16 protein-coding genes and 1 tRNA gene are annotated in these 21,009 nt (G+C 67.6%); 9 read left to right on the top strand and 8 right to left on the bottom strand.

All coding sequences use genetic code 11. From position 1 onward, the window contains the following. Positions 1 to 34: 34 nt before the first annotated feature. The 6 genes from ACIHA7_RS14475 to ACIHA7_RS14450 all read right to left on the bottom strand — a co-directional run bounded on the left by ACIHA7_RS14475 (position 35) and on the right by ACIHA7_RS14450 (position 11,526). Positions 35 to 502: an acyl-CoA thioesterase gene (locus ACIHA7_RS14475; protein WP_397289406.1), complete on the bottom strand. Its 468-nt coding sequence runs from the start codon at positions 500 to 502 to the stop codon at positions 35 to 37. Further along, complete coding sequence (locus ACIHA7_RS14470) at positions 499 to 5,451, bottom strand: NAD-glutamate dehydrogenase (RefSeq protein ID WP_397289404.1); 4,953 nt, start codon at positions 5,449 to 5,451, stop codon at positions 499 to 501. The genes ACIHA7_RS14475 and ACIHA7_RS14470 overlap by 4 nt, the downstream gene beginning before the upstream one ends. Before the next feature lie 568 nt (positions 5,452 to 6,019). Further along, positions 6,020 to 7,696, bottom strand: coding sequence for an energy-dependent translational throttle protein EttA (gene ettA / locus ACIHA7_RS14465; RefSeq protein ID WP_397289402.1), 1,677 nt, complete (start codon positions 7,694 to 7,696; stop codon positions 6,020 to 6,022). A gap of 88 nt (positions 7,697 to 7,784) precedes the next feature. Further along, positions 7,785 to 8,276 (bottom strand): single-stranded DNA-binding protein, encoded by a 492-nt coding sequence (locus tag ACIHA7_RS14460; RefSeq protein WP_397289400.1) that lies wholly within the window; start codon positions 8,274 to 8,276, stop codon positions 7,785 to 7,787. A 177-nt stretch (positions 8,277 to 8,453) separates the two neighbouring features. Further along, positions 8,454 to 9,422 carry a threonine/serine dehydratase gene (locus tag ACIHA7_RS14455; protein ID WP_397289398.1) on the bottom strand — a complete coding sequence of 323 codons (969 nt, stop codon included), beginning with the start codon at positions 9,420 to 9,422 and terminating at the stop codon, positions 8,454 to 8,456. Between the two features lie 70 nt (positions 9,423 to 9,492). Next, a complete protein-coding gene (locus ACIHA7_RS14450) occupies positions 9,493 to 11,526 on the bottom strand; it encodes a cytochrome c oxidase assembly protein (RefSeq protein WP_397289396.1) in 2,034 nt (677 codons plus the stop codon). Between the two features lie 82 nt (positions 11,527 to 11,608). On the opposite strand from ACIHA7_RS14450, the gene ACIHA7_RS14445 reads away from it, so the two are divergent. From ACIHA7_RS14445 to ACIHA7_RS14415, 7 genes are all read left to right on the top strand, one after another. Then, complete coding sequence (locus tag ACIHA7_RS14445; RefSeq protein WP_397289394.1) at positions 11,609 to 11,995, top strand: DUF4345 family protein; 387 nt, start codon at positions 11,609 to 11,611, stop codon at positions 11,993 to 11,995. A 69-nt stretch (positions 11,996 to 12,064) separates the two neighbouring features. Beyond that, positions 12,065 to 12,141: transfer RNA gene (locus ACIHA7_RS14440), tRNA-Arg, on the top strand. Between the two features lie 216 nt (positions 12,142 to 12,357). Continuing rightward, positions 12,358 to 12,669: an NIPSNAP family protein gene (locus ACIHA7_RS14435; protein WP_397289391.1), complete on the top strand. Its 312-nt coding sequence runs from the start codon at positions 12,358 to 12,360 to the stop codon at positions 12,667 to 12,669. Between the two features lie 261 nt (positions 12,670 to 12,930). Beyond that, entirely contained in the window at positions 12,931 to 14,379 is a 1,449-nt protein-coding gene (locus tag ACIHA7_RS14430; RefSeq protein WP_397289388.1) for an NAD(P)/FAD-dependent oxidoreductase, read from the top strand. Next, entirely contained in the window at positions 14,379 to 15,194 is an 816-nt protein-coding gene (locus tag ACIHA7_RS14425; protein ID WP_397289386.1) for an alpha/beta fold hydrolase, read from the top strand. The genes ACIHA7_RS14430 and ACIHA7_RS14425 overlap by 1 nt, the downstream gene beginning before the upstream one ends. Before the next feature lie 144 nt (positions 15,195 to 15,338). After that, entirely contained in the window at positions 15,339 to 17,366 is a 2,028-nt protein-coding gene (locus tag ACIHA7_RS14420) for an ATP-binding protein (RefSeq protein WP_397289384.1), read from the top strand. Beyond that, positions 17,353 to 17,847, top strand: a complete 495-nt coding sequence (locus ACIHA7_RS14415; RefSeq protein WP_397289382.1) for a VOC family protein — start codon at positions 17,353 to 17,355, stop codon at positions 17,845 to 17,847. The genes ACIHA7_RS14420 and ACIHA7_RS14415 overlap by 14 nt, the downstream gene beginning before the upstream one ends. On the opposite strand, the gene ACIHA7_RS14410 is transcribed toward ACIHA7_RS14415, so the two are convergent. Further along, positions 17,844 to 18,605, bottom strand: a complete 762-nt coding sequence (locus ACIHA7_RS14410) for an alpha/beta fold hydrolase (RefSeq protein ID WP_397289380.1) — start codon at positions 18,603 to 18,605, stop codon at positions 17,844 to 17,846. The genes ACIHA7_RS14415 and ACIHA7_RS14410 overlap by 4 nt on opposite strands. A 170-nt stretch (positions 18,606 to 18,775) precedes the next feature. Between ACIHA7_RS14410 and ACIHA7_RS14405 the strand changes: the two genes are divergently transcribed. Together ACIHA7_RS14405 and ACIHA7_RS14400 are read left to right on the top strand one after the other, a co-directional pair. Then, positions 18,776 to 19,474 (top strand): response regulator transcription factor, encoded by a 699-nt coding sequence (locus ACIHA7_RS14405; protein WP_397289378.1) that lies wholly within the window; start codon positions 18,776 to 18,778, stop codon positions 19,472 to 19,474. Between the two features lie 162 nt (positions 19,475 to 19,636). After that, positions 19,637 to 20,266: a hypothetical protein gene (locus tag ACIHA7_RS14400; protein ID WP_397289376.1), complete on the top strand. Its 630-nt coding sequence runs from the start codon at positions 19,637 to 19,639 to the stop codon at positions 20,264 to 20,266. Here ACIHA7_RS14400 and ACIHA7_RS14395 read toward each other — a convergent pair. Then, positions 20,263 to 20,940 (bottom strand): maleylpyruvate isomerase family mycothiol-dependent enzyme, encoded by a 678-nt coding sequence (locus ACIHA7_RS14395; RefSeq protein WP_397289374.1) that lies wholly within the window; start codon positions 20,938 to 20,940, stop codon positions 20,263 to 20,265. The two genes, ACIHA7_RS14400 and ACIHA7_RS14395, sit on opposite strands and share 4 nt — an antisense overlap. Positions 20,941 to 21,009 lie beyond the last annotated feature (69 nt).

Raw genomic sequence — 21,009 nt, 5'->3', positions numbered from 1 at the left:
GCCGCCGTTCGCGCTACGCGATTACCGATGTGGATCAGTCCAGCCACTCGGCGAGATAGTCGCGTTCGGCATCGGTGAGCCTGCGCAACCGCTGCGCGGACATGTCGAACGCGGCGATCTGGGTGGACGCGATCACCGCGGCAGGCGAGTCCGGCGCCGCGCTCGCGGCACGCACCTCGTAGCCGATGGTGAAGTCGACCGCCCGCAGCTGCTGGATCCACATGGCGATATCGAGCGGGGTGTCCTCATGCCGCAGCTGACCGCGGTACCGCACCCGCAGGTCGGCCAGCACACAGCCGGTGCCGAGCGCGGCGGTCGGCCTACCTGGCTCGAGCAGCCACGGGATGCGCGCCTCCTCCAGCAGGGTCACCATGCGGGCATGGTTGACATGCTGAAAAGCATCCATGTCCGACCATCTGACCTCTACCTGGGTGTGGAAACGCTTGGGCAGCACGACATTGCCGCCGTGTGCCTTCCCGTTACCGTTCAACGAGCTCGTCAACGTGGTACCTCCGATTGGGCGCCCACCCCGCTCACCATGCTTCGCACTTGCCGCGCCGCAACCGACAGCGTGGCGAGATCGTGGGTTCCGGACTCGAACAACTCCGACAGTGCCGCTCGGGCGCGCCCGAGCCGGGACTGGTTCTTCGACTCCCAGTATGCAATCTTCTCGTCGGCGCTCTCTTCCGGGTCACCGGCCGACAGCACATCGAGGGTCAGCGAGCGCAGCGACGAGTACATATCGTCGCGCAGCGCGAGCCGAGCCAGCGAGTGCCAGCGGTCACCGCGTTCGAGGTGGCTGACCGCCTGGAGCAGCCAGTCGATCTTGAGGTGCTCGTTGAGCGCATAGTAGAGCGCACCGACCTCGTCGCCGTCGCGATCGGTGATGTCGGCGATGTCCACGATGTCGAGCAGCGGGAACAGATTCAGCAGGCCGAACACCTCGGTGGCCAGGTCGGTCGGCGCACCGCGGGCGATGAGCTCGGCCGACTGGTCGGTGAGCGTCGCGACGTGATGTCCGCGCAGCCAGCCCGGCACCTTCGGCGCCAGCGCCTGCACGTCCTGGCAGTACCGGTTGATCTCCGCGCCGACCGCGATCGGCTGCGGACGGTTGCTCAGGAACCAGCGCGACGCCCGGTCCAGTGTCCGCTTGGTTTCCAGTTCCAGCAGGTCACGCACCGCGGTGGTGGCGTCGGCCGCCCGGATCCTCGCCCACATCTCCGGCAGGCCGAAGATCTCGGTGGCCGCGGCGAACGCGCGCACCGAATCGGTGGCGGTGGCGCCGGTTTCCTCGCTCAGCCGGTGCGCGTAGGTGATGCCGCCGTAGTCGACCATCTCGTTCACGATCATCGTGGTGAGGATCTCCCTGCGCAGCCGGTGCTTCTTGATCGCGGCACCGAACCGATCGCGCAGCGGCGTCGGGAAGTAGTCCGGCAACCGGGTGACGAAGAACGGGCTGTCCGGCAGATCCGTGTCGAGCAGGTCGGCCTTGAGCGAAAGCTTCACGTGCGCCATGAGGTTGGCCAGTTCCGGCGAGGTCAGGCCGGTGCCCTCCTCCAGCATGCGCGCGAGCTGCGCCTTCGACGGCAGCGCCTCCAGCTCCCGGTCGAGCCCGCGGCGCTCTTCCAGATCCTCGATCAGGCGCATGTGCACGTTCAGCATCTGCGGTGCGTCGGTGCGCGACATGCCCATCAGGAAGTTCTGCGCCACATTGTCTTCCAGCACCATCCGCGCGACCTCGTCGGTCATCGAGGCGAGCAGCGGGTTGCGTTCCGGCGCGGGCAACTGGCCCGCGCTGACCACACCGTCGAGCAGCACCTTGATGTTGACCTCGTGGTCGGAGCAGTCGACGCCGGCCGAGTTGTCGAGCGCGTCGGTGTTCATCTTGCCGCCGTGGCGGCAGAACTCGATGCGGCCGAGCGCCGTCGCACCCAGGTTGCCGCCCTCGCCGATCACCTTGACGCGCAACTGGTCTCCGTTGACCCGGACCAGATCATTGGACTTGTCGCCCACGTCGGCGTTGGACTCGGTGCTCGCCTTGATGTAGGTGCCGATGCCGCCGTTCCACAGCAACTGGGCGGGCGCGAGCAGAATGGCTCGCACCAACTCGGGCGGGGACAGCGATTCCACGTCATCGGCCAGCCCCAACGCCTTTCGCGCCTGCGGGCTGATCGGCACCGACTTCACGGTGCGGTCCCACACGCCGCCGCCCTTGCTGATGAGCGAGGCGTCGTAGTCGGCCCACGACGAGCGGGGCAGCTTGAACATCCGCTGCCGTTCGGCGTAGGAGGCGGCGGTGTCCGGGTTCGGGTCCAGGAAGATGTGCCGGTGGTCGAACGCCGCCAGCAGGCGGATGTGCTCGGACAGCAGCATGCCGTTGCCGAAGACGTCACCGCTCATGTCGCCGATGCCGACGACGGTGAAATCCTCGGTCTGGGTGTCGATGTCCATTTCCTGGAAGTGGCGTTTGACGCTCTCCCAGGCCCCCTTGGCGGTGATGCCCATGGCCTTGTGGTCGTAGCCCACCGAGCCGCCCGAGGCGAACGCGTCACCGAGCCAGAAACCGTAGCGCTGCGCCACATCGTTGGCGATGTCGGAGAACGTCGCGGTGCCCTTGTCGGCGGCGACCACCAGGTAGGTGTCGTCGCCGTCGCGGCGCACCACCCGGGCGGGCGGCACCACGTTGCCCGTCGCGCGATCGACGTTGTCGGTGACGTCGAGCAGGCCGGAGATGAAGGTGCGGTAGCAGCTGACGCCTTCGGCGCCGAGGGCCTGCCGGTCCGCGACGGGATCGCCGGTGGCGGCGGGCGGCTGCTTCACGACGAAGCCGCCCTTCGCGCCGACGGGGACGATCACCGCGTTCTTCACCGCCTGGGCCTTCACCAGGCCGAGCACCTCGGTGCGGAAGTCCTCCAGCCGGTCCGACCAGCGCAGCCCACCACGGGCCACCGAGCCGAACCGCAGGTGCACACCCTCGACCCGCGGCGAGTACACGAAGATCTCGAATTGCGGCCTCGGCTTGGGCAATTCGCTGATCTCGCGCGGTTCGACCTTCATCGAGATGTAGTCCCGCGCCATGCCCTCGGCATCGGTGACGTAGTAGTTGGTGCGCAGCGTCGCCCTGATCAGGTTGAGGATGGCCCGCAGGATGCGGTCGGCGTCGAGGCTGACCACCTCGTCGATCCGGCCGCGGACCTGGATCTCCAGCTCGGCGGCGTGCTCGGCCGAGAAGTTGTCCGGGTCGAAACGCGCCCCGAACAAATCCACGAACAGCCGTGCCACGTCCGGGTAGGTGAGCAGCACCCGGGAGATGTTGGCCTGGCTGTACGGGAAACCGGCCTGCTGCAGGTACTTCGCGTAAGCGCGCAGGATCGACACCGCGCGCCACGGCAGGCGTGCGCGCAGCACCAGTTCGTTGAGTCCGTCGGCCTCCGCGCGGCCGTACCAGGCCGCCTCGAAGGCCTCGGTGAACCGCTCGCGCAGGCCACGGACCTCCGCCTCCAGCACGGCGGCCCGCTTGGACGACTCGAGCAGTTCCGCGTCCAGGTCGCGGTCGAGCGCGCTGCGCAGCAACTCGGCGCGGGCCAGCAGACCGAAGTCGTAGATCCAGCGTTCCCCGCCGGTGCTCGGGTCACCGCCGGGCTGCGGCTCCAGTTCGAGCTGGTACGGACGCTCGTCGACAACTTCCACACCGAGGCTCTGCAGGACCGGCAGCACCTGGCTCAGCGAGATGCCGGGGCCGGCGACGTAGAGCGAGAACCGCCAGGTGCCGGGGTCGGAATCCGCGTTGCGGTACAGGTATTGGTCGATGCCGCCCTCGCGCAGGCGTTCCAGGCGGACGATGTCGGCGAGCGCGCGGCCCGCCTCGAAGTCCTCCTTGTACGCGTCCGGGAACGCCTCGGCGTAGCGCTGCACGACCGCAGGATCGAGCATGGTGGAGGTGCTGACCTCGTCGTTCAGGTGGTCTTCCCAGGTGCGGCTCGCCTCGGCGAGCAAACCCTGGATGCGCAAGCGGTTCGCCTCGGAGGTGTCCGCGGGCGGTGCCGCGTAGCGCGGGGCGCCGAACTCGGCTTCGGGCATGCGCACCGTGAAATACACACTGGCCAGGTCACTTTCGCCGACCCGCGCGGAGTAGTCGATGGAGACGCCGCCCAGTTCGCGAACCAGGATCTCCTGCATCTCCAGCCGCACCCGCGTGGTGTAGCGATCACGCGGCAGGTAAACCATGCAGGCGACGAAGCGGCCGTAGCCGTCGGCGCGCAGGAACAGCCGGACCTGCCTGCGCAGGCCGATGTTCAGCACCGCGAGGGCGGTCCGGCGCATCGTCTCGGCATCGGAGGAGAACAGCTCGGTGCGCGGGAAGGACTGGATCACCTCGAGCATCGCCTGCCCGGAGAACGACTCCAGGTCGAAGCCGCTCTCCTCGATCACCGAACGCACCCGGCGCTCGATCACCGGGATGTCGAGCACGTTCTCGTGCACCGCGGTGACCGTGAAGACGCCGATGAACAGGTGCTCGCCGACGATGGTGCCTGCCTCGTCGACGTCAGCGACCCCGATGAAGTACGGGTACACCGAACGGTGCACGGTGGCGGGCACCAGACCCTGGGTCAGCATCAGCAGCGGCCGGTCGGCGGCGTTGATCGGCACCCGGAAATCGGTGCCGACGTCGGGCCGGAGCACGCCGAGGCAGGTGCCCGGCATCGGGTTGGACGACTCGCGCCCCTGCTCGGAGCTCAGCTGGTAGCGGGCGTAACCGAGCACGGTGAAGTTGCCGCTGGCCAGCCAGCGCAGCAGATTCGCGGTGTCGGACAGGTCGTTCTCCGGGAACGGCGCGGTGCCCGACTTGGCGGCCAGCTCCAGGTCGTCGGCCAGCCTGCTCTGCACATCCTTGATCGCCTCGGTGTCACCGATGACCTGGCGGACATCGGCGATCACGTTCGGCATGCCGGATTCGATCCGGCTCAGCAGCGCCCGGCTGGTGGCCGGGTGCAGTTGCAGGTGCATCCATGATTCGCGCAGTGCGGTGGCGCCGTTGGTGCCGTCCACGACTTCGTGCGGGGCGGCGTGCTGCAGGCGTCCCTCCGCATCGCGCTCTACTTCGAAGATCGGGTGAATTACCTCGCTCACGCTGACGCCGAGCCTGTTCAGCGACGAGGTGATCGATTCGACAAGCAAGGGCATGTCGTCGGTGACCAGCTGCACCGCCGCGCCGAGGCCGGAGCCGTCGTCGGGGTGATACACCCGGACCAACGCCCGGCCCGCCGGACGGTGCATGGCCAACTCCATGTGCCGCCGGAAGATCTGGGTGATGCCGGTGATCGCGCAGTCCACATCGCCAGCGTCGACGTGGCGGAAATACGCCTCCTCGAGGGTCGCCAGTTCGCCGCGCAGTACCTGCGGCAAACTCGCGGCCCACGCCGCACTGGACAATTCGGACGAGACCGTCATTTTTTCGCCAACTCCTCGGATTCGGTTCCGTAACAAAGCGACGCCGGTCCGAGAGTAGCTGTGCGTTGCAGGCGAGGGGGTGAAATCCCTTCCAATCCTGGGGTGTTCACCATCACCGCGGTGTTCGCCACGCGATTGCCCAGCTCGGATGAAGGATCCAGGCACAGCATCGTTCGGACTCGCGAACGTCAGGTGTGCGCTACAGGGTCTTTCTGCGGCGGCAGCGGGGCCGAAGCACCTCGGATCAGCTCGGCCACCATGTCGACGGTGGGAACCGCCGATTGCTCGAACTGTGCCTGCGCATTCACGTGTCCCACACTAGCGAGATTCGACCTGGCTGTGGGCGCCGGTGGGGTGCGGTTGTACCGGATCCGAGACATAACGGACGTCCTTTTTTGTGGCGCGGCGAACTCGTCGGTCCGGGCCTGGAAGTACCGGCTCGGTGGGAGCCGGGATCGAGTCGTGACCGCGTGGCAACGGTAGGACTGGATCCCGGAGCAAGTCGGCTATGCCGAGGCACAGCCGAGGTGCGGGCCGACCCGAGGGGTTGGCCGGCCCGCGGTCTCGTTCAGTCTCGGGTCAGCTTGCGGTGTGTAACCCGGTGCGGGCGGGCCGCTTCCAGCCCGAGGCGGTCGATCTTGTTGGCCTCGTAGGCCTCGAAGTTGCCTTCGAACCAGAACCACTTGGCGTCGTTGTCGGAGTCGCCCTCCCACGCCAGGATGTGGGTGCAGGTGCGGTCGAGGAACCAACGATCGTGGGAGATGACCACGGCGCAACCCGGGAACTGCTCGAGCGCGTTCTCCAGCGAACCCAGCGTCTCCACGTCGAGGTCGTTGGTCGGCTCGTCGAGCAGGATCAGGTTTCCACCCTGCTTGAGGGTGAGCGCCAGGTTCAGCCGGTTCCGCTCACCACCGGAGAGCACGCCGGCCGGCTTCTGCTGGTCCGGGCCCTTGAAGCCGAACGCGCTCACGTACGCACGCGACGGCATCTCCTGGTTACCGACCTGGATGAAGTCGAGGCCCTCGGACACGACCTGCCAGACATTCTTCTTCGGGTCGATGCCTGCCCGGTTCTGGTCGACGTAGCTCAGTTTGACCGTCTCGCCGACCTTCACCTCACCGCTGTCGGGGGATTCGAGCCCGACGATGGTCTTGAACAGCGTGGTCTTACCGACACCGTTCGGGCCGATGACACCGACAATGCCGTTGCGCGGCAACGTGAACGACAGATCCTTGATGAGCTGGCGGTCGCCGTAACCCTTGTCCAGGTGCGAGACGTCGACCACCACGTTGCCCAGGCGCGGGCCCGCCGGAATCTGAATCTCCTCGAAATCCAACTTCCTGTGCTTGTCGGCCTCGGCCGCCATCTCCTCGTATCGACCGAGGCGGGCCTTGTTCTTGGCCTGGCGGGCCTTGGCGCCGGAGCGCACCCAGGCCAGCTCGTCCTTGAGCCGCTTCTGCAGCTTCTGGTCCTTCTTGCCCTGCACCTCGAGCCGCTGAGCCTTCTTCTCCAGGTAGGTGGAGTAGTTGCCCTCGTAGGGGTAGGCGCGGCCGCGGTCGAGTTCGAGGATCCACTCGGCGACGTTGTCCAGGAAGTACCGGTCGTGGGTGACCGCGAGCACGGCGCCCGAGTACGCGGCCAGGTGCTGCTCGAGCCACAGCACGCTCTCGGCGTCGAGGTGGTTGGTCGGTTCGTCGAGCAGCAGCAGGTCGGGCTTGCTGAGCAGCAGCTTGCACAGCGCGACGCGGCGGCGCTCACCACCGGAGAGTTGGGTGACCGGCTCGTCCGGCGGCGGGCAGCGCAGCGCGTCCATCGCCTGCTCGAGCTGAGAGTCGACGTCCCACGCGTCGGCGTGGTCCAGGTCCTCCTGCAGCTTGCCCATTTCTTCCATGAGCTCGTCGGAGTAGTCGGTGGCCATCAGCTCGGCGATCTCGTTGAAGCGGTCCAGCTTCACCTTGATCTCGCCGAGGCCCTCCTCGACGTTGCCGCGGACCGTCTTCTCTTCGTTCAGCGGCGGCTCCTGCTGCAGGATGCCGACCGTCGCGCCGTTGGCGAGAAAGGCGTCGCCGTTGTTCGGCTGGTCCAGTCCGGCCATGATCTTGAGCACGCTGGATTTACCGGCGCCGTTCGGGCCGACGACACCGATCTTGGCGCCGGGAAGGAAGTTCAAGGTGACATCGTCGAGCACGACTTTGTCGCCGTGCGCCTTGCGAACCTTCTTCATCGTGTAGATGTACTCAGCCATAAGGAGGAAGCCTATCGGTGTCGGAAACGGTGAGTTGAACCGGCGGATACCCCTCGCAACGCGCGGCCGGAGCCGCGCCGCGCCGGGGTCAGGCGTCGGCGTGCTCGGGGTGGGTCGTCCGGGGTGGCGCCGCAACCGCGGCAGCGACATTCTCCCCCGGCCCATCGCCTGCCGGCACTGGTTGTTCAGCGCCGAAGCCATCTCCAGTATTCCGCATCTCCGACCACCGGGTCACCTGGGCGACGCAACGACCGAGGTCGGGCCCGACGGCGCTGGCCCGCATCTCCAGGTCACGTCGTTCCGAGCCGTCCTTGCTGCGATATTCCAGCGAACGCAACTGACCGTGGGCGATGACCGGATCGCCGCGGCGCAACGAGCCGTCGACCCCCGCCACCAGCCTGCGCCAGCAGTTCACGGTGAGGAACAACGTCCCGTTGTCCACCCATTCCCCCGTCGTGTGGTCCAGCCTGCGCGAGTTGCTCGCCATCCGGAAGCTCAGCACCTGCTCACCATTCGACAGGTATCGCTTCACCGGATTGTTGACGATGGTGCCGATCACGGTCGCGTTCGCCTCGTACATGATGACGCCCCTTCGCATTCGACCCGTGGCGGTTGCCCGGGGACTTCCTCCGCTCGAGGAGTGCCTCCAGCCTCACCGATTCGGCGGACGGCCGGGCACCTCGATCCGAGAATGTGGACAACTTTCTCGAATGTGGATACCCCGTGCTTCGTCCGGGGCAGTGGGATGCGAAAACGACTACAGCACTGAGAGATCGGTGTTGGCACCGCAGAGGACGATCACCGGACGCTCATCGTCGGCAGGCACGTACACGCCGCTCTGCACCGCGGCCAACGCCGCCGCCCCCGCGAACTCCACCACGACGCGGAACTCGCGCCACAGGTAGTCGCGGGCCGTCGCGATCGCGTCGTCGGTCACCAGCAGCGAACGCACCTGATAGCGCCGCGCGATATCCATCGCGATATCGCCGATTCTGGTGGCACCCAGGGATTCCGCCGCGATGCTGGACACCCCGACCTCGACCGGCCGGTTCGCGGACAGCGCCGCATGCAGGGTCGGAATGCCTTCCGGCTCGACGCCGACCACCTGCTGCCTGCGGCCGATCGCGGCCGCGATGCCCGCCACCAGCCCGCCGCCGCCCACCGCGGCGAGTACCGACGGCCGCCCGCGCACCTGTTCCTCGATCTCCAAGCCGACCACACCCGCGCCCGCGACGATCGCGGGCAGGTCGTAGGCGTGCAGTTGCAGCGCATTGCGTTCCGCAGCGAGTTCGTTCGCGTAATCGAGCGCCTCGGCGTATGTCGTTCCGTGCCAGAGCACCTCGGCTCCGTGCGACCACATCGCGGCGACCTTGGTGTGCGGCGCCGACTCCGGAACGACCACGGTGCAGGACTTTCCGAGCTGCGCGGCCGCCAGCGCGGCGGCGATGCCCGCGTTGCCGCCGGACGCGATAACCACCTGGTCGACGCTCGCCGCGGATGCCAGCAGGGCGTTGAGGCTGCCCCGAACCTTGAAAGTGCCGCCGTGCTGGAGGTATTCGAGTTTCATGGTGACCGGTACCGGACCGTTCGGCCCGGTCACGGTGGTGTGGAAGACCGGCGTCTTCCTGATGCGTCCGGCCAGCCGCTTACGGGCGGCCCGCACATCGGATCGGTAGATCCGATCGATCGGTCTGTGTTCGGAGAAAACTACGGACCGTTCGTTCACAACCACACCTTGACCACGCTCGACTCCACCATGACCTGAGACTTTCATGCCCTGCGGCATGGTCCTACCCTTACTTGTGTACCCCACCATCGCGTTTGGCCAGCTCCGCGAACATCGCGTTGTGCGCGGAGAGGGCGGCGTCATGGTCGCGGTCGGCGGCTCGATCGGTGCGCTGCGCCAGCCGCCGATCGCTGCGCGACCACTGGATGAGCAGGGCGAGCATCACCACGACGAGCGGCACCTCACCGCTTGCCCAGGCCAGGCTACCGCCGGTGCGCTGGTCGCCGAGCAGGTCGCCGTTCCAGTCGAGGCCGAGACTGCGGTAGAACCAGCCACCGAGCACCGTGGTCATGCTCATCAGCGCGATACCGAAGAAGGCGTGGAAGGGCAGCGAACCGAACACCATGCCGAGCCTGGTCAGCGGCTCCACTTGGCGCGGTTTGGGATCGATACCGATGACAACCCAGTAGAACAGGTAGCCGCTGAGCAGGAAGTGCAGGTTCATCAGCAGGTGTGCCGCATGCGAATCCGCGTACGTGTCGAAGATCCCGCCGAGGTAGAGCGCGTAGAAACCGCCCACGAAGATGACCGACGCCACGATCGGGTGGGTCAGGAAGCGCGACACCGGATTGTGCACCGCAGCGAGAATCCACTCGCGAGGTCCGGGAGCGCCGGTGCGCCCGGCGGGCGGCAAGGCGCGCAACGCGAGCGTCACCGCCCCGCCCAGTGCGAACAAGATCGGCGCCAACATGGACAGCGCCATGTGCGCGCCCATGTGCACGCTGAACATCGCGGGTGCGTACCGGCCGACTCCGGACGAGGTGGCGATCAGCAGCACCACGCAGCCGGACAGCCAGGCGATGGTCCGCCCGACCGGCCACGCGTCGCCGCGGGCGCGGAGCCGGCGCACGCCGAGCAGGTACAGCACGGCGAGCACGATCGCCAGCGTCCCGAAGATGAGGTCGAAGCGCCAGTCGAACAGCAATCGCCCGACGGTCGGCGGCCCGGCCAGGTTGTAGCCGAGTTCCACCTCGGCGGGCGTAGGTAGCGACGTCGGCGGTGGCGGCGGGGTACGACCGAGGCCGACCGCAAGCCCCATGGTCGCCGCGAAGATCAGCACCTCGACACCGGCGAACCGGACCAGCGCGCCGCGGTCGGTCGGGTTCGCGGCGAGCGCGGGCAGTGCGGCGCGCCGCTGCGCGAACCCGATCAGGCCGAGGATGAGCAGCGCGGCGGCTTTGGCGAGCACAAGCCTGCCGTAGGTGGTGGTGAACAGTTCGTCCCACGGAACCCGAACCCACGAGTTGATCACGCCGCTGACCCCGATGGTGACGAACGCGAGGGTGGCGGTCAGCGAGAACCGCCGCGCGGCAAGATCGGTGTGCGCGCCACCTCTACGTGCATGCGCCAGCAGCGCGAACAGGCCGCCCACCCAGATCGCGGCCGAAACCAGGTGCAGGATCAGGCTGTTGGTGGCGACGTCGTGCGCCCCGCCCGAGGACGAGTGGCCGGTCAAGGCCAGCGGCATCATCGTCAGGATCGCCCCGGCGAACAGCACCGGCGTCCACCCCCAGCGCAACGCGAGCCGGGCGCCGACCGCCACGATCAGCGCGAAGATCACCGTGGTCCGCCAGGCGCCGGCCAGCTCGATCTGATTGATGGCGCGCCACAGGCCGTCCGGTCGCAGCGTGTCACCGACCGGCTGCCCCGTGGTGTCCGACACCGTCAACGGAACGAGCAGCGCGGCGCACCCAGCCCAGATGAGCGCGAAATTCGAGGCGCGCCGAACCGCGCGATAGCCACCGACGTCGAGCAGGCCGCTCGCCTGCGGCGGCACCAGGAACGCGGCGAACAACAGCGACCCGACGGTCAGCGCCGCCGACAGGTCGGCGAGCGCGCGCACCGCGGGCAGGCCGTACGTGGTCAGCGGCCCCGGATCCGGAATCCCGAGCAGACTCAGCGCGTGCGCTGCGGACACGGCGACCACCAGCGCGGCAACCACCGCCGCGATCGCCCCCGCCAGCGCGATGATCACCGCGTATGTCGCCGCCGGCCGGGTGACCTCCAGACCTGATGAAGCGGACGGATCCTGCGCTGACGACATACGACACAGCGTAGTTCGATTGTTATCGCGTGGCCGCGTCGGGTTTGTGCCGATAGGGTGGTCGGCGAATCACGGAGGTGCAATGTCGATCGTGTCGATCGTGTTGATTGCCTTGGTGGCGTTGTTCTTCGCTGCCATGGGCGTCTACGGGCTACTGCGGCCCAGCCAACTCGTCGACCCACTCGGGCTGCTCGCCGACCGCGCGGACGCCCGCGCCGAGGTACGCGCCGTCTACGGCGGTTTCGGCATCGCCATCGCCGTGGTTCTCGGGTTGGCCGCCGCAGATGTCGGCAACCTCAGATTCGGGGTCTGTGTCGCGGTCGCCGCCGCGCTCGGCGGCATGGCGGTCGGCCGGATCTGGTCGGGTTTCGTAGAAAGCCCGTCCGCCTTCTTTCCCGTCTGGTTCTACCTGGTGCTCGAGGTGATCATGGCCGCAATGCTCGTACTCGCCGTCACGGTCGACCCCTAGCCATCTGGTCGGTCGCTATAATTGGCGCGCTGGACAGCACGACCAATGTCGGCCATGGTGGAACCCACTGCCTCCGTAGCTCAGTTGGATAGAGCAAGGGCCTTCTAATCCCTAGGTCGCAGGTTCGATTCCTGCCGGGGGCGCCACACCCCCTGTGGTCTGCACAAACAGTGCGCCACAGGGGGACTACCCACCCAGTGCAACGGCCAAACAGATGGGATGTTTCGCGCCCGGCGCGGCTGCATTCCCACCTGGGTTGCCGCCGAACGAGTGCCCTACTCCACCGAGCCGAAGTCCGCAGCCGAGATTTTGGGTGCAGAGCGCACGTTCCGGCGTCGGGGGCTGATCTACCGGATCATGAAGTGGTGATCTATCGGATGCGGACCTATCAGGCGGTGCGGGAGAACCTGGGGATCTTTCACCACTTCTTCCGTACTCATCTGCTGCCCGTGCAATTGCGTCATGGTGCAAGGCTGGTCGGCCGATGGGAATCCGAGGACGGGCGCGTCATCGCGGTTTGGGAGTATGACGATCGCGCGGCCTACGAGCGGGTGCAGGCTGCTGTGGCCGCGGATCCCGCAACTCGCGAGGCGCAGGAGGTGCGCCGGGGACTGCCCGTCCTGTTCAGCGAAAAGGACGAAGTGTTCATGAGAGCCGCTCCCGAGCTTGATTAGTTGCCGGACGTGGGTCGGACCGACCGAGTTGACGGTCGTCCTGCGGTAATTCGGTCAGCGCCAACGGTTTCCAGGCGCTTGGCCGAACGGTGCTGCCTAGCGGCGGTTGTCAGTCGTGGTTGCCGCGGGCGGTGCGACGACGGTGCGGACAAGTGAGCAGGTTCTGGTCTGGCAAGTGAGCGCCGTGGGGGCTGAACGTGGACATCGGCCGGTCGAGTGCCGAGCCGGGAGTCCGAAACACTTTCAGCACAGGGATCCATCATGCGAACAAGCAGTACAGATCAGAACAGGACCGTCGTGGTACTCGGGGGCGGTCCGACCGGGTTGACGGCGGCCATGCTGCTGGCGGCGGAGGGGTTGCGCGTCACGGTGCTCGATCGGGACGTGGCGGATCCGGGCGGCGGCGCGGAAGGCGCTTGGGATCGGTGGCGGCGGCCGGGCGTCAATCAGTTCCGGCATCCGCACATCATGCTGCCCGGCGCTTACCACCTGTTGGTGCGTGAGTTGCCGCAGGCGGTGGTCGAGTTGAAGGCGCTGGGCGCTGTGTCGCACAACATGCTCGGTGGTGCTTTCGAGCTGCCTGCCATCGGGGGTCGTCGCCCCGGTGACGAGCGGTTCGGGACGCTGTCGGCCCGTCGGCCGGTTATCGAGGCCGGGCTCGGCAAAGCCGCGGCGGAGACCGCCGGAATCACTGTCCGCCGTGGCACGTCCGTGGCGGGTTTGCTGACCGAGGCGGGGTCGGCCGGTCACGGTGCGCGCGTCACCGGTGTCCGTACGGGCGACGGCGAGGTGATCACCGCCGACCTGATCGTCGACGCGCTGGGCCGCAACTCTCCGGTCGGCAACATGCTCACCGATCTCGGAGTGCCCGCACCGATCCAGCAGAAGGACGAGGTCGGCTTCCTGGCCTACAGCAGGTACTTCCGCTCCCCCGACGGGTCGATGCCCGCGCAGGCCCCGTGGCCGCTCGAGCACCACAACAGTCTGGGGATCATCTCCGTGCCGGGCGACGCCGGAACGTGGTCGCTGGCACTGTTCGTCTCCGGGCGCGACCGCGCGCTGCGGGCGCTCAGCGATCCGGCGGCTTGGCAACGCGCCGTCGCCCTGTACCCGGATATGGCGCACTGGGCCACTTATGGCGAGCCGATCACCGGCGTGCTCGCCATGGCGGGTATGGAGTCACGGCATCGCAGGTTCGTGGTCGACGGACGTCCGGTGGCGACCGGCCTGCTGAGCATCGGAGATGCTTGGGCGACAACCAATCCGACGTTCGGCATGGGTATCACGATGGGGATGACGCATGCCGCACTGCTGCGTGATGTGGTGCGGGAGGTCGGGTTCGACGATCTGGAGAAGCTCGCGCTGCGGTTCGATGAGGGCACCGAGGCCACCCTCGCACCGGTGTACCAGGCGACGGCCGCATGGGACCGGCACCGGCTCGCCCAGATCGACGGTGAAATCAACGGCGTGCCTTACGAAACCGATGATCAGGACTGGAATCTTCGACAGGCGATCGAGGCAGCCAAACTGCTCGATCCCGGGGTATTGCGGGCGTTCGGTGAGGTCGGCTCGATGGTGAGCGCGCCGGAACAAGCGCTGGCCACACCGGGCCTCGTCGATCGGATCGTCGAACTCGGGGCGGGCGCAGCGCCTTACCCCACTACCGGGCCGTCGCGCACCGCGCTGCTGGCCGCGATCGGAGCCGAGTAATGCGTATCGAGACCAATGGCATCGAACTCCAGGTGCAGGTGAGCGGAGCCGGACCGGATGTCCTTCTGGTGCACGGCTTTCCGGACACACACGCCAGTTGGCGCCACCAGGTTTCCGCACTGAACGCCGCCGGGTACCGCACCATCGCGCCCGATCTGCGCGGGTTCGGCGTCTCGGACAAACCGGTGGAGCTGGCGCAGTACGAGCTGCCGGAGTACCTCGCCGATCTCGTCGGCGTGCTGGATGAGCTGGGCGTCGAACGGGCGCATGTCGTCGGCCATGATTGGGGTGCCTCGCTGGCTTTCCTGTTGGCCGCGAGCTACCCGGACCGGGTGGCCAGCCTCACCTGCCTGTCGGTCGGGCACCCCGCGGCCGTGGTGGACGCGGGGTTGGCCCAGCGCGAGAAGTCCTGGTATTTCCTGCTCTTCCAGTTCTCCGGGATCGCCGAACGGTGGTTGGCGCAGGACGATTTCGCGAATACCCGGCAGTGGCTGGCCACCCATCCCGATCTCGACGAGGTCATCGAGCGGCTGCGTGACCCACGAGCACTCAGCACGAGCCTCGGTGTGTACCGCACCGGTGCCGGACCGCAGTTGCTGGTGGAGCCGCCCGCCGTGCCGCAGGTGCGCGCACCGATGCTCGGGGTGTGGAGCAGCGACGATCGGTACCTGACCGAGGCGGCGATGACCGGAACCGAGAAATATCTCGGTGGGTCGTGGCGTTACGAACGCCTCGACGGCGTCGGCCACTGGATGCAACTCGAGGCGCCGGATCGGGTGAACGAGCTGCTGCTCGACTTCCTGTCCGGGCAGTGAGCTCGGACGGTCCCACCTGCGGGTGGGACCGTCCGGAGGACCTACCGGTCCGGAGGTGGCCCAAATGCATCGTCCGCGATGGATAACACGGACACTGTCGATAGCGTTGTCAATCACGACGGCCGCCGCGCCGGAAGGAGAGTTATGAGTGCGACCCAGGGCCGAGCGCTACTGGCCCAGAGCTTGGCCGCGGGGCGTGATCGCGCGTTCGTAGGGCGCGATACCGAACTCGAGCTGTTCAGGGCGGCGCTGGCCGCGACCCCGAACGCCCGGCCGGTCCACTACCTGCACGGGCCCGGCGGCATCGGCAAGTCCGCCCTGCTCAGAAGGTTCGCGAACGAGGCCCGCCGGGCAGGCCGCGCGGTGGTCGAAGTCGACGGCCGCACCGTCACTCGCACCCCGGAAGGCTTCACGGCGGCCGCGGGGATCGCGGTCGAGCGGGCAGGCACGGTGTTACTCGTCGATACCTTCGAAATGTGCCAGGGCCTCGAAGGCTGGCTGTGGGAGCGATTTCTTCCGCAGTTGCCGCTGGGTGCGATCGTGGTGATCGCCGGGCGAGCCGCGCCGGACCCGTTGTGGGCCGCCGATCCGGGGTGGGCCGAACTCCTGCAAGTCACCGCTTTGCGAAACCTGACCCCCAACGAAGCCGCCGAGTTCCTGCACGCGCGCCAGGTGCCCGCGAACGCACAGCAGGCCTTGCTCGGCTTCACCGGCGGCAATCCGCTCGCGCTCGCGCTGGCCGCGGCGGTGGCCGTGAAAGACCGTACGGTGGCGGCGGATTGGAAGCCGAGCCAGGACACCATCGCCACACTGCTGAACCAACTGGTCGGCGACACACCCGGCACCGAGCATCGCAAGGCTTTGGAAATGTGCGCGCACGCCTATGTCACCTCGGAGTCGTTGCTGCGCGCGGTATTCGGTGACGCGGCAGCCGAGCTCTTCGCTTGGCTGCGGGTGCAGCCGTTCATCGAGTCGACAGACACGGGGCTGTTCCCGCACGACGTGGTGCGGGAGGCGCTGGAGGCGGACCTCAAATGGCGCGACCCCGAGGGTTTCGCCGAGATGCATCATCGGATGCGGGAACTGCTTCTGGCACAGCATCGTTCGGCGCCGCCTGCCCAGTTGGTCCAGGCCACCGGCGCGCTCATCTTCATCTACCGCACCGATCGGCAGATGTCGGAGTTCAATATCTGGCGCGAGACCGGACTGGTCCAAGACCATCCTTACCGGCCGAGCGAGCGGGAACGGGTGCTGGCGCTGGTCGAGCAACACGAAGGACCGGAATCGGTACCGATTGCCTCCTTCTGGCTCGATCACCAGCCTCATGCCTTTCGCGTCTATTACTCCACGCACACCGGTGAGCTCGCCGGTTTTTCGGCCTGGCTCGAACTCGCCGAACCTGAAGGGCTGGAGATAGATCCGGTCGTCGCCGAGGCCTGGAACCACGCGCGGGCCAACGGACCGCTCCGGCCTGGTGAATATATGGCGTTGGCCCGCTTCACCATTGACGGCGTGGCGTATCAGCGGCCTGCCGCGTCGACCACTTTCGCCCAGTGGCGCGCGACCGGGGAAATGATCCGCGGTGAACGGCTTGCCTGGTCGTTTGTCGTGATGCGCGACGACGGATTCTGGAACGATCACCTCGGCTCGATCAACATGCTGCCCACCGCGGCGCCGCCCACGATCGGCGACCATCGGTACGCCTTGTTCGCCCACGATTGGCGCGCTCAGCCCCCTGGCCCGTGGCTACAGCAGAAGTCCGAGTCCATGCTGTCGGGGTCGGCGATGACGGTCGGCGCGGCACCCGCCCGCCAGCTGGTCGTGCTGTCGCGACCGGAGTTCGACGCGGCGATTCGCGATGCCCTGCGCACGCTGCGGCAACCGGCGGCGCTGGCCGACAACCCACTCAACCGCAGCAGGCTCGTCGTCGAGAGCGGCAAGACCTTGAGTGAAGTCCTCGCCGACGCGGCGCAGGGACTGCTCGGGCAGCGCGGCGGCGAGAAGCTGCACCGCGCGGTCACGATCGCGCACTTCCGCGGGGCGCCCACCCAGGAGGTGGCGGCCGAGCTGCTCGGGCTGCCCTTCAGCACCTACCGCCGCCACCTCACCACGGCGGTGGAGCGGATGAGCGAGCTGCTGTGGCGACACGAATTGAACGGTGACCTTGTCTGACGCCGGCCTGCCGACGCCGCTCGTCTTCTTCCGCGTCGGCATCGTCGTGCCCGACCTCGATGTCGCCATCGCACGTTTCGCCGATGGGCTCGGTATGGCGTTCACCGACCCTGTCACCCAACGTATTCCACTGATGGAGGTCGACGGACGCGCGACGCGGTCGTTCGAATTGACCACCGCGATGTCGCGCACCGAACCGCCCTACTACGAGCTGATCCAGGCCACCGGCGACAGCATCTTCGCCAACCCCGCAACCAGCAGAGTTCTGTATTACGGCTGCTGGGAACAGGATACGCAGCGCCGCCTCACCCGGTTGGCGAGCCGGGGCGCGCCGCCCGAAGTGATCTGGCGGTCCGCGCCCGAGGCGGCCCCGACCGCCATTTTCACCCGCCCCGACCGCACCGGCGGCCGGATCGGCTATCTGTCCGCGCAGACCAGGCCCGCTATCGAGGAATGGGCACGGACGGGCAAGTCCCCCTAGGGATTCCGCTGCCCAGGAAACACGGACTCCCAGAAGTCGTGTAGCGCCGTCGCGGCCGCCGCCGGCTGCTCGAGCATCCACCAGTGTCCGGCGTCCGGCATGATGTAGAACGTCGCACCGAGCTGACGGGCGACTTCGGCGGCCAGCAGATAGTCGTCGAACCGGTCGTGCACCGGGTTGATGACGAGTCCCGGTGCGCACGTTCGCTTCAACTCATGCCCCCAATCGAGGTACGGGTTCACTGCGGAGCGATAGAAGTCCAGGACCGCTCGGCCCATTGTCCCGTCGAACTGTTGATGCATCCGTCGCACCTGTGCGTCGGGCACGCCGAGCGAACGAAGCGCCACCGCAACGCCTTCCGGGGCATCGAGCTCGGCGACGACGGCCCGCCGGACGAATTCCTCACCGGCACCGACGGTCTGCCAGGTCTTGGCGAGCTCGTGCCATACATAGTCCGGATGCAGGGCGCTCGCCCCATCGGCCACCCAACTGCGCAGCGCGACATCGGAATTGGTGGCGATCCGATAGACGAGCAGAGCACCGACGTCGTGGCCGACCAGATCGATCGGGCCGGGAATGCGCCGCAGCTCGGTCTCCAGCCACGCCGCGTACCCGTCCTTGGTGGCGACGAACGATTCCGGCCTGCCCCGGCCGAACCCCGGCAACGCCAGGGCGACGCTCTCGGCGCCGAGGTGTGCTCGCACGCCATCCCAGACGTCGGCGGTTTCCGGGACACCATGCACGAAGACGACGGTCATCAGCGATCCTCTCTGGTCGACAACACCTGCCCTGGTGGACGGGCCGCTGCCAACCTTCGGCGTCGAGCCAGCTCAGGTGCCAGACCAGAACCTGCTCAATTTCCGAGGTGGCAGGTAATGAGCACCGGATGGCCTGTCGGCTGAGTATCGGTTTGCCGCACGGTTTTCCGATGGGACACAGCGAGCACGTCGACATAACCGCGCGGCACCGCGCAGGCCGGGATCTCCGTACCGCAACGGCGGCGTCCGGGCGCGTCCGCGTCGCCGTGCACGCGGCGGATCCGATCACCCGAACGGGCGTGCTGGCGTCGCTGCGCGGTCGAGCGGAAGTTCAGGTCGTTTCGGGTGACGAGACGGCACGCGCGGCGGTGCGGGTGGTCGCCGCCGACCGGGTCACCGCGGAAACACTTGCGCTGCTGCGCGATTCGGCGACGCTGGTGGACTGCCCGGTGGTTCTGGTGGTCGCCGAGGTGGACCCGGCCTACCTGCTGATGGTCGCCGAGTGCCGGGTAGTCGCGATACTCCCCCGCGCGGCCGCCACCCCGGACCGGGTGATCGCGGCCGTCGCGGCAGCCGCGGCCGGTGCCGGGCTCATCGCACCGGATCTACTCGGGGAACTGCTGCGCCAACTGGAGCGACTGCATCGGGAGGTGCTCACCCCCAACGCGCTGACCGCCGCGAGCCTGACCGCGCGCGAGATCGAGGTGATCCGACTCCTCGCCGACGGTGCCACCGCCGCGGAGATCGCCAGGCGGATCAATTACTCGGAACGCACCGTGAAGACGGTGATCTACGGCGTCACCAGGCGGTTGAACCTGCGCAGCCGGGCCCAGCTGGTCGCCCACGCGGTACGCCACGGGGTGATCTGAGCCGCCGTGATGTTTAGAACTGAAGTGACGGGGATTACCTGTATCGAAGCGTGACGACCGTAGGCTCGGGCGGGTCCACTGGGTGGTCGACAGATGTCGCGAGGGTAGCTGGAAGGGCTGTGAGCAATGCTGCGGAAGTTCCTTGATCAAGGTGTCGTCTCGTTGATCGACAGGTCGGCACGGGTGCAGGCACCGCTGGTGCGCAAGTACACCGGCTTCGTCCGAGGCAGGCATCCGGGCGAATCCCCCGATCAGCTCGTCGACCGGCTCGGACGGCACTACTTGATCGCGGTGACCGCCAGTGGAGTGGTCGTCGGCCTCAGCGCGGCGGTGCCTGGCGTCGGCACCCTGGTCGGGTTGGCCGCCGCCGGTGCGGACACCGTGTTCTTCCTGGAGGCCTCCACGGTGTATGCCGTTGGCGCGACCGAAGTTTCGGGAAGCAAGGGCGCGGCTCCGAGGCCGCCGCTCGTCTCGGCGGTCGTGCTCGGCCAAGCGGGCACCGAGGGCCTCGGCGCGGCGGGCCGCTCGGCCAAACAGTGGGATACCAAGCTGGCCAACAAGCTTCCGATCATCCGACGGATGGACGACTCCCCCATCAAACGATTCCTCGTCCAATTCATCGTCAAGCGCGGCGCGCTCGCGTTCGGCAAGGTGATCCCCGCGGGCATCGGCGCCGTGGTCGGCGGTGTCGGCAACCACGCGCTGGCCCGCGGCGTCATCAAGAACCTGCACGAAACTCTCGACGACGCCGAACCGGGTCGGGCGGTGTCCGCGTCCACCACGGGCGTCTAGCCGGCCACCGGTGCACCGCGCAGCCGGTCGGCCAGTGCGGGAACGCCGTCCCCGGTCAACCGTGCCAATCCGGCGGGACGGCCGGTGACCACCAACAGCAGCGCCGCCATCGGACCGCGAACCTCGCTGCCCGCGCCGTGGGACCAGTCGATGTCGGTGGCGCGCAACGCGAATCCGTCGAGGCGGCGCTTCTGCCATACCGGCCAGCCGATTTCCGCCGCGGTGGTGGCGCCGGTCGCGGCCGCGTCGACCGGGACCTCGATGGTGCGGCCCAGCGGGATGGCGATGTCCTGACCGTGCACCATGGTGTCGAAGAGGATGTTGCGATAGTTGGTGGGGCCCGGCAGTTTTCGGGACGACGCGTGCGTGCGCAGCAACGCGACCAGCTCGGCGGGCTGGCGTTCGGCGGCGCGCACGGTGAGGTCGTCGATGAGCCGGTTGTAGTTCCCGTTCGCGCGCAGGCCGGCGACGAACAGGGCGCCGAGTGACGGCGGGTGAGGCGTCAGCGCGACGTGCGCGGCGACGTCGCGGATCCGCCAGCGGTCGCACAGCGACGGCATTTCCCATTCCTCGGGTGTCAGCTCGGCGAGCACGTCGGCGATGGCGAGGCGCTGCTCTTCGATGACCCGCCAGCTGGCCTCGCGGTCGAGCAGCGGTGATGTATTCGCCGACATCGGACACCTCCGGTAGTATTAGTCAGCATCACTGACTAAATTAGTCAGCGGATCGTACTACTGTCAAGG

Origin of the sequence: Nocardia sp. NPDC052316, assembly GCF_044547795.1 — a bacterium.
GTDB lineage: Bacteria > Actinomycetota > Actinomycetes > Mycobacteriales > Mycobacteriaceae > Nocardia.
This window is presented reverse-complemented; position numbering and strand designations above follow the sequence as displayed.

Excerpts from the sequence above, each read along its gene's own strand:
- ACIHA7_RS14430 (WP_397289388.1), top strand. The coding sequence starts at position 12,931 with ATGCGAACAAGCAGTACAGATCAGAACAGGACCGTCGTGGTACTCGGG.
- ACIHA7_RS14470 (WP_397289404.1), bottom strand. The coding sequence starts at position 5,451 with ATGACGGTCTCGTCCGAATTGTCCAGTGCGGCGTGGGCCGCGAGTTTG.
- ACIHA7_RS14395 (WP_397289374.1), bottom strand. The coding sequence starts at position 20,940 with ATGTCGGCGAATACATCACCGCTGCTCGACCGCGAGGCCAGCTGGCGG.
- ettA (WP_397289402.1), bottom strand. The coding sequence starts at position 7,696 with ATGGCTGAGTACATCTACACGATGAAGAAGGTTCGCAAGGCGCACGGC.
- ACIHA7_RS14450 (WP_397289396.1), bottom strand. The coding sequence starts at position 11,526 with ATGTCGTCAGCGCAGGATCCGTCCGCTTCATCAGGTCTGGAGGTCACC.
- ACIHA7_RS14460 (WP_397289400.1), bottom strand. The coding sequence starts at position 8,276 with ATGTACGAGGCGAACGCGACCGTGATCGGCACCATCGTCAACAATCCG.
- ACIHA7_RS14410 (WP_397289380.1), bottom strand. The coding sequence starts at position 18,605 with ATGACCGTCGTCTTCGTGCATGGTGTCCCGGAAACCGCCGACGTCTGG.
- ACIHA7_RS14445 (WP_397289394.1), top strand. The coding sequence starts at position 11,609 with ATGTCGATCGTGTCGATCGTGTTGATTGCCTTGGTGGCGTTGTTCTTC.
- ACIHA7_RS14425 (WP_397289386.1), top strand. The coding sequence starts at position 14,379 with ATGCGTATCGAGACCAATGGCATCGAACTCCAGGTGCAGGTGAGCGGA.
- ACIHA7_RS14420 (WP_397289384.1), top strand. The coding sequence starts at position 15,339 with ATGAGTGCGACCCAGGGCCGAGCGCTACTGGCCCAGAGCTTGGCCGCG.
- ACIHA7_RS14405 (WP_397289378.1), top strand. The coding sequence starts at position 18,776 with ATGGGACACAGCGAGCACGTCGACATAACCGCGCGGCACCGCGCAGGC.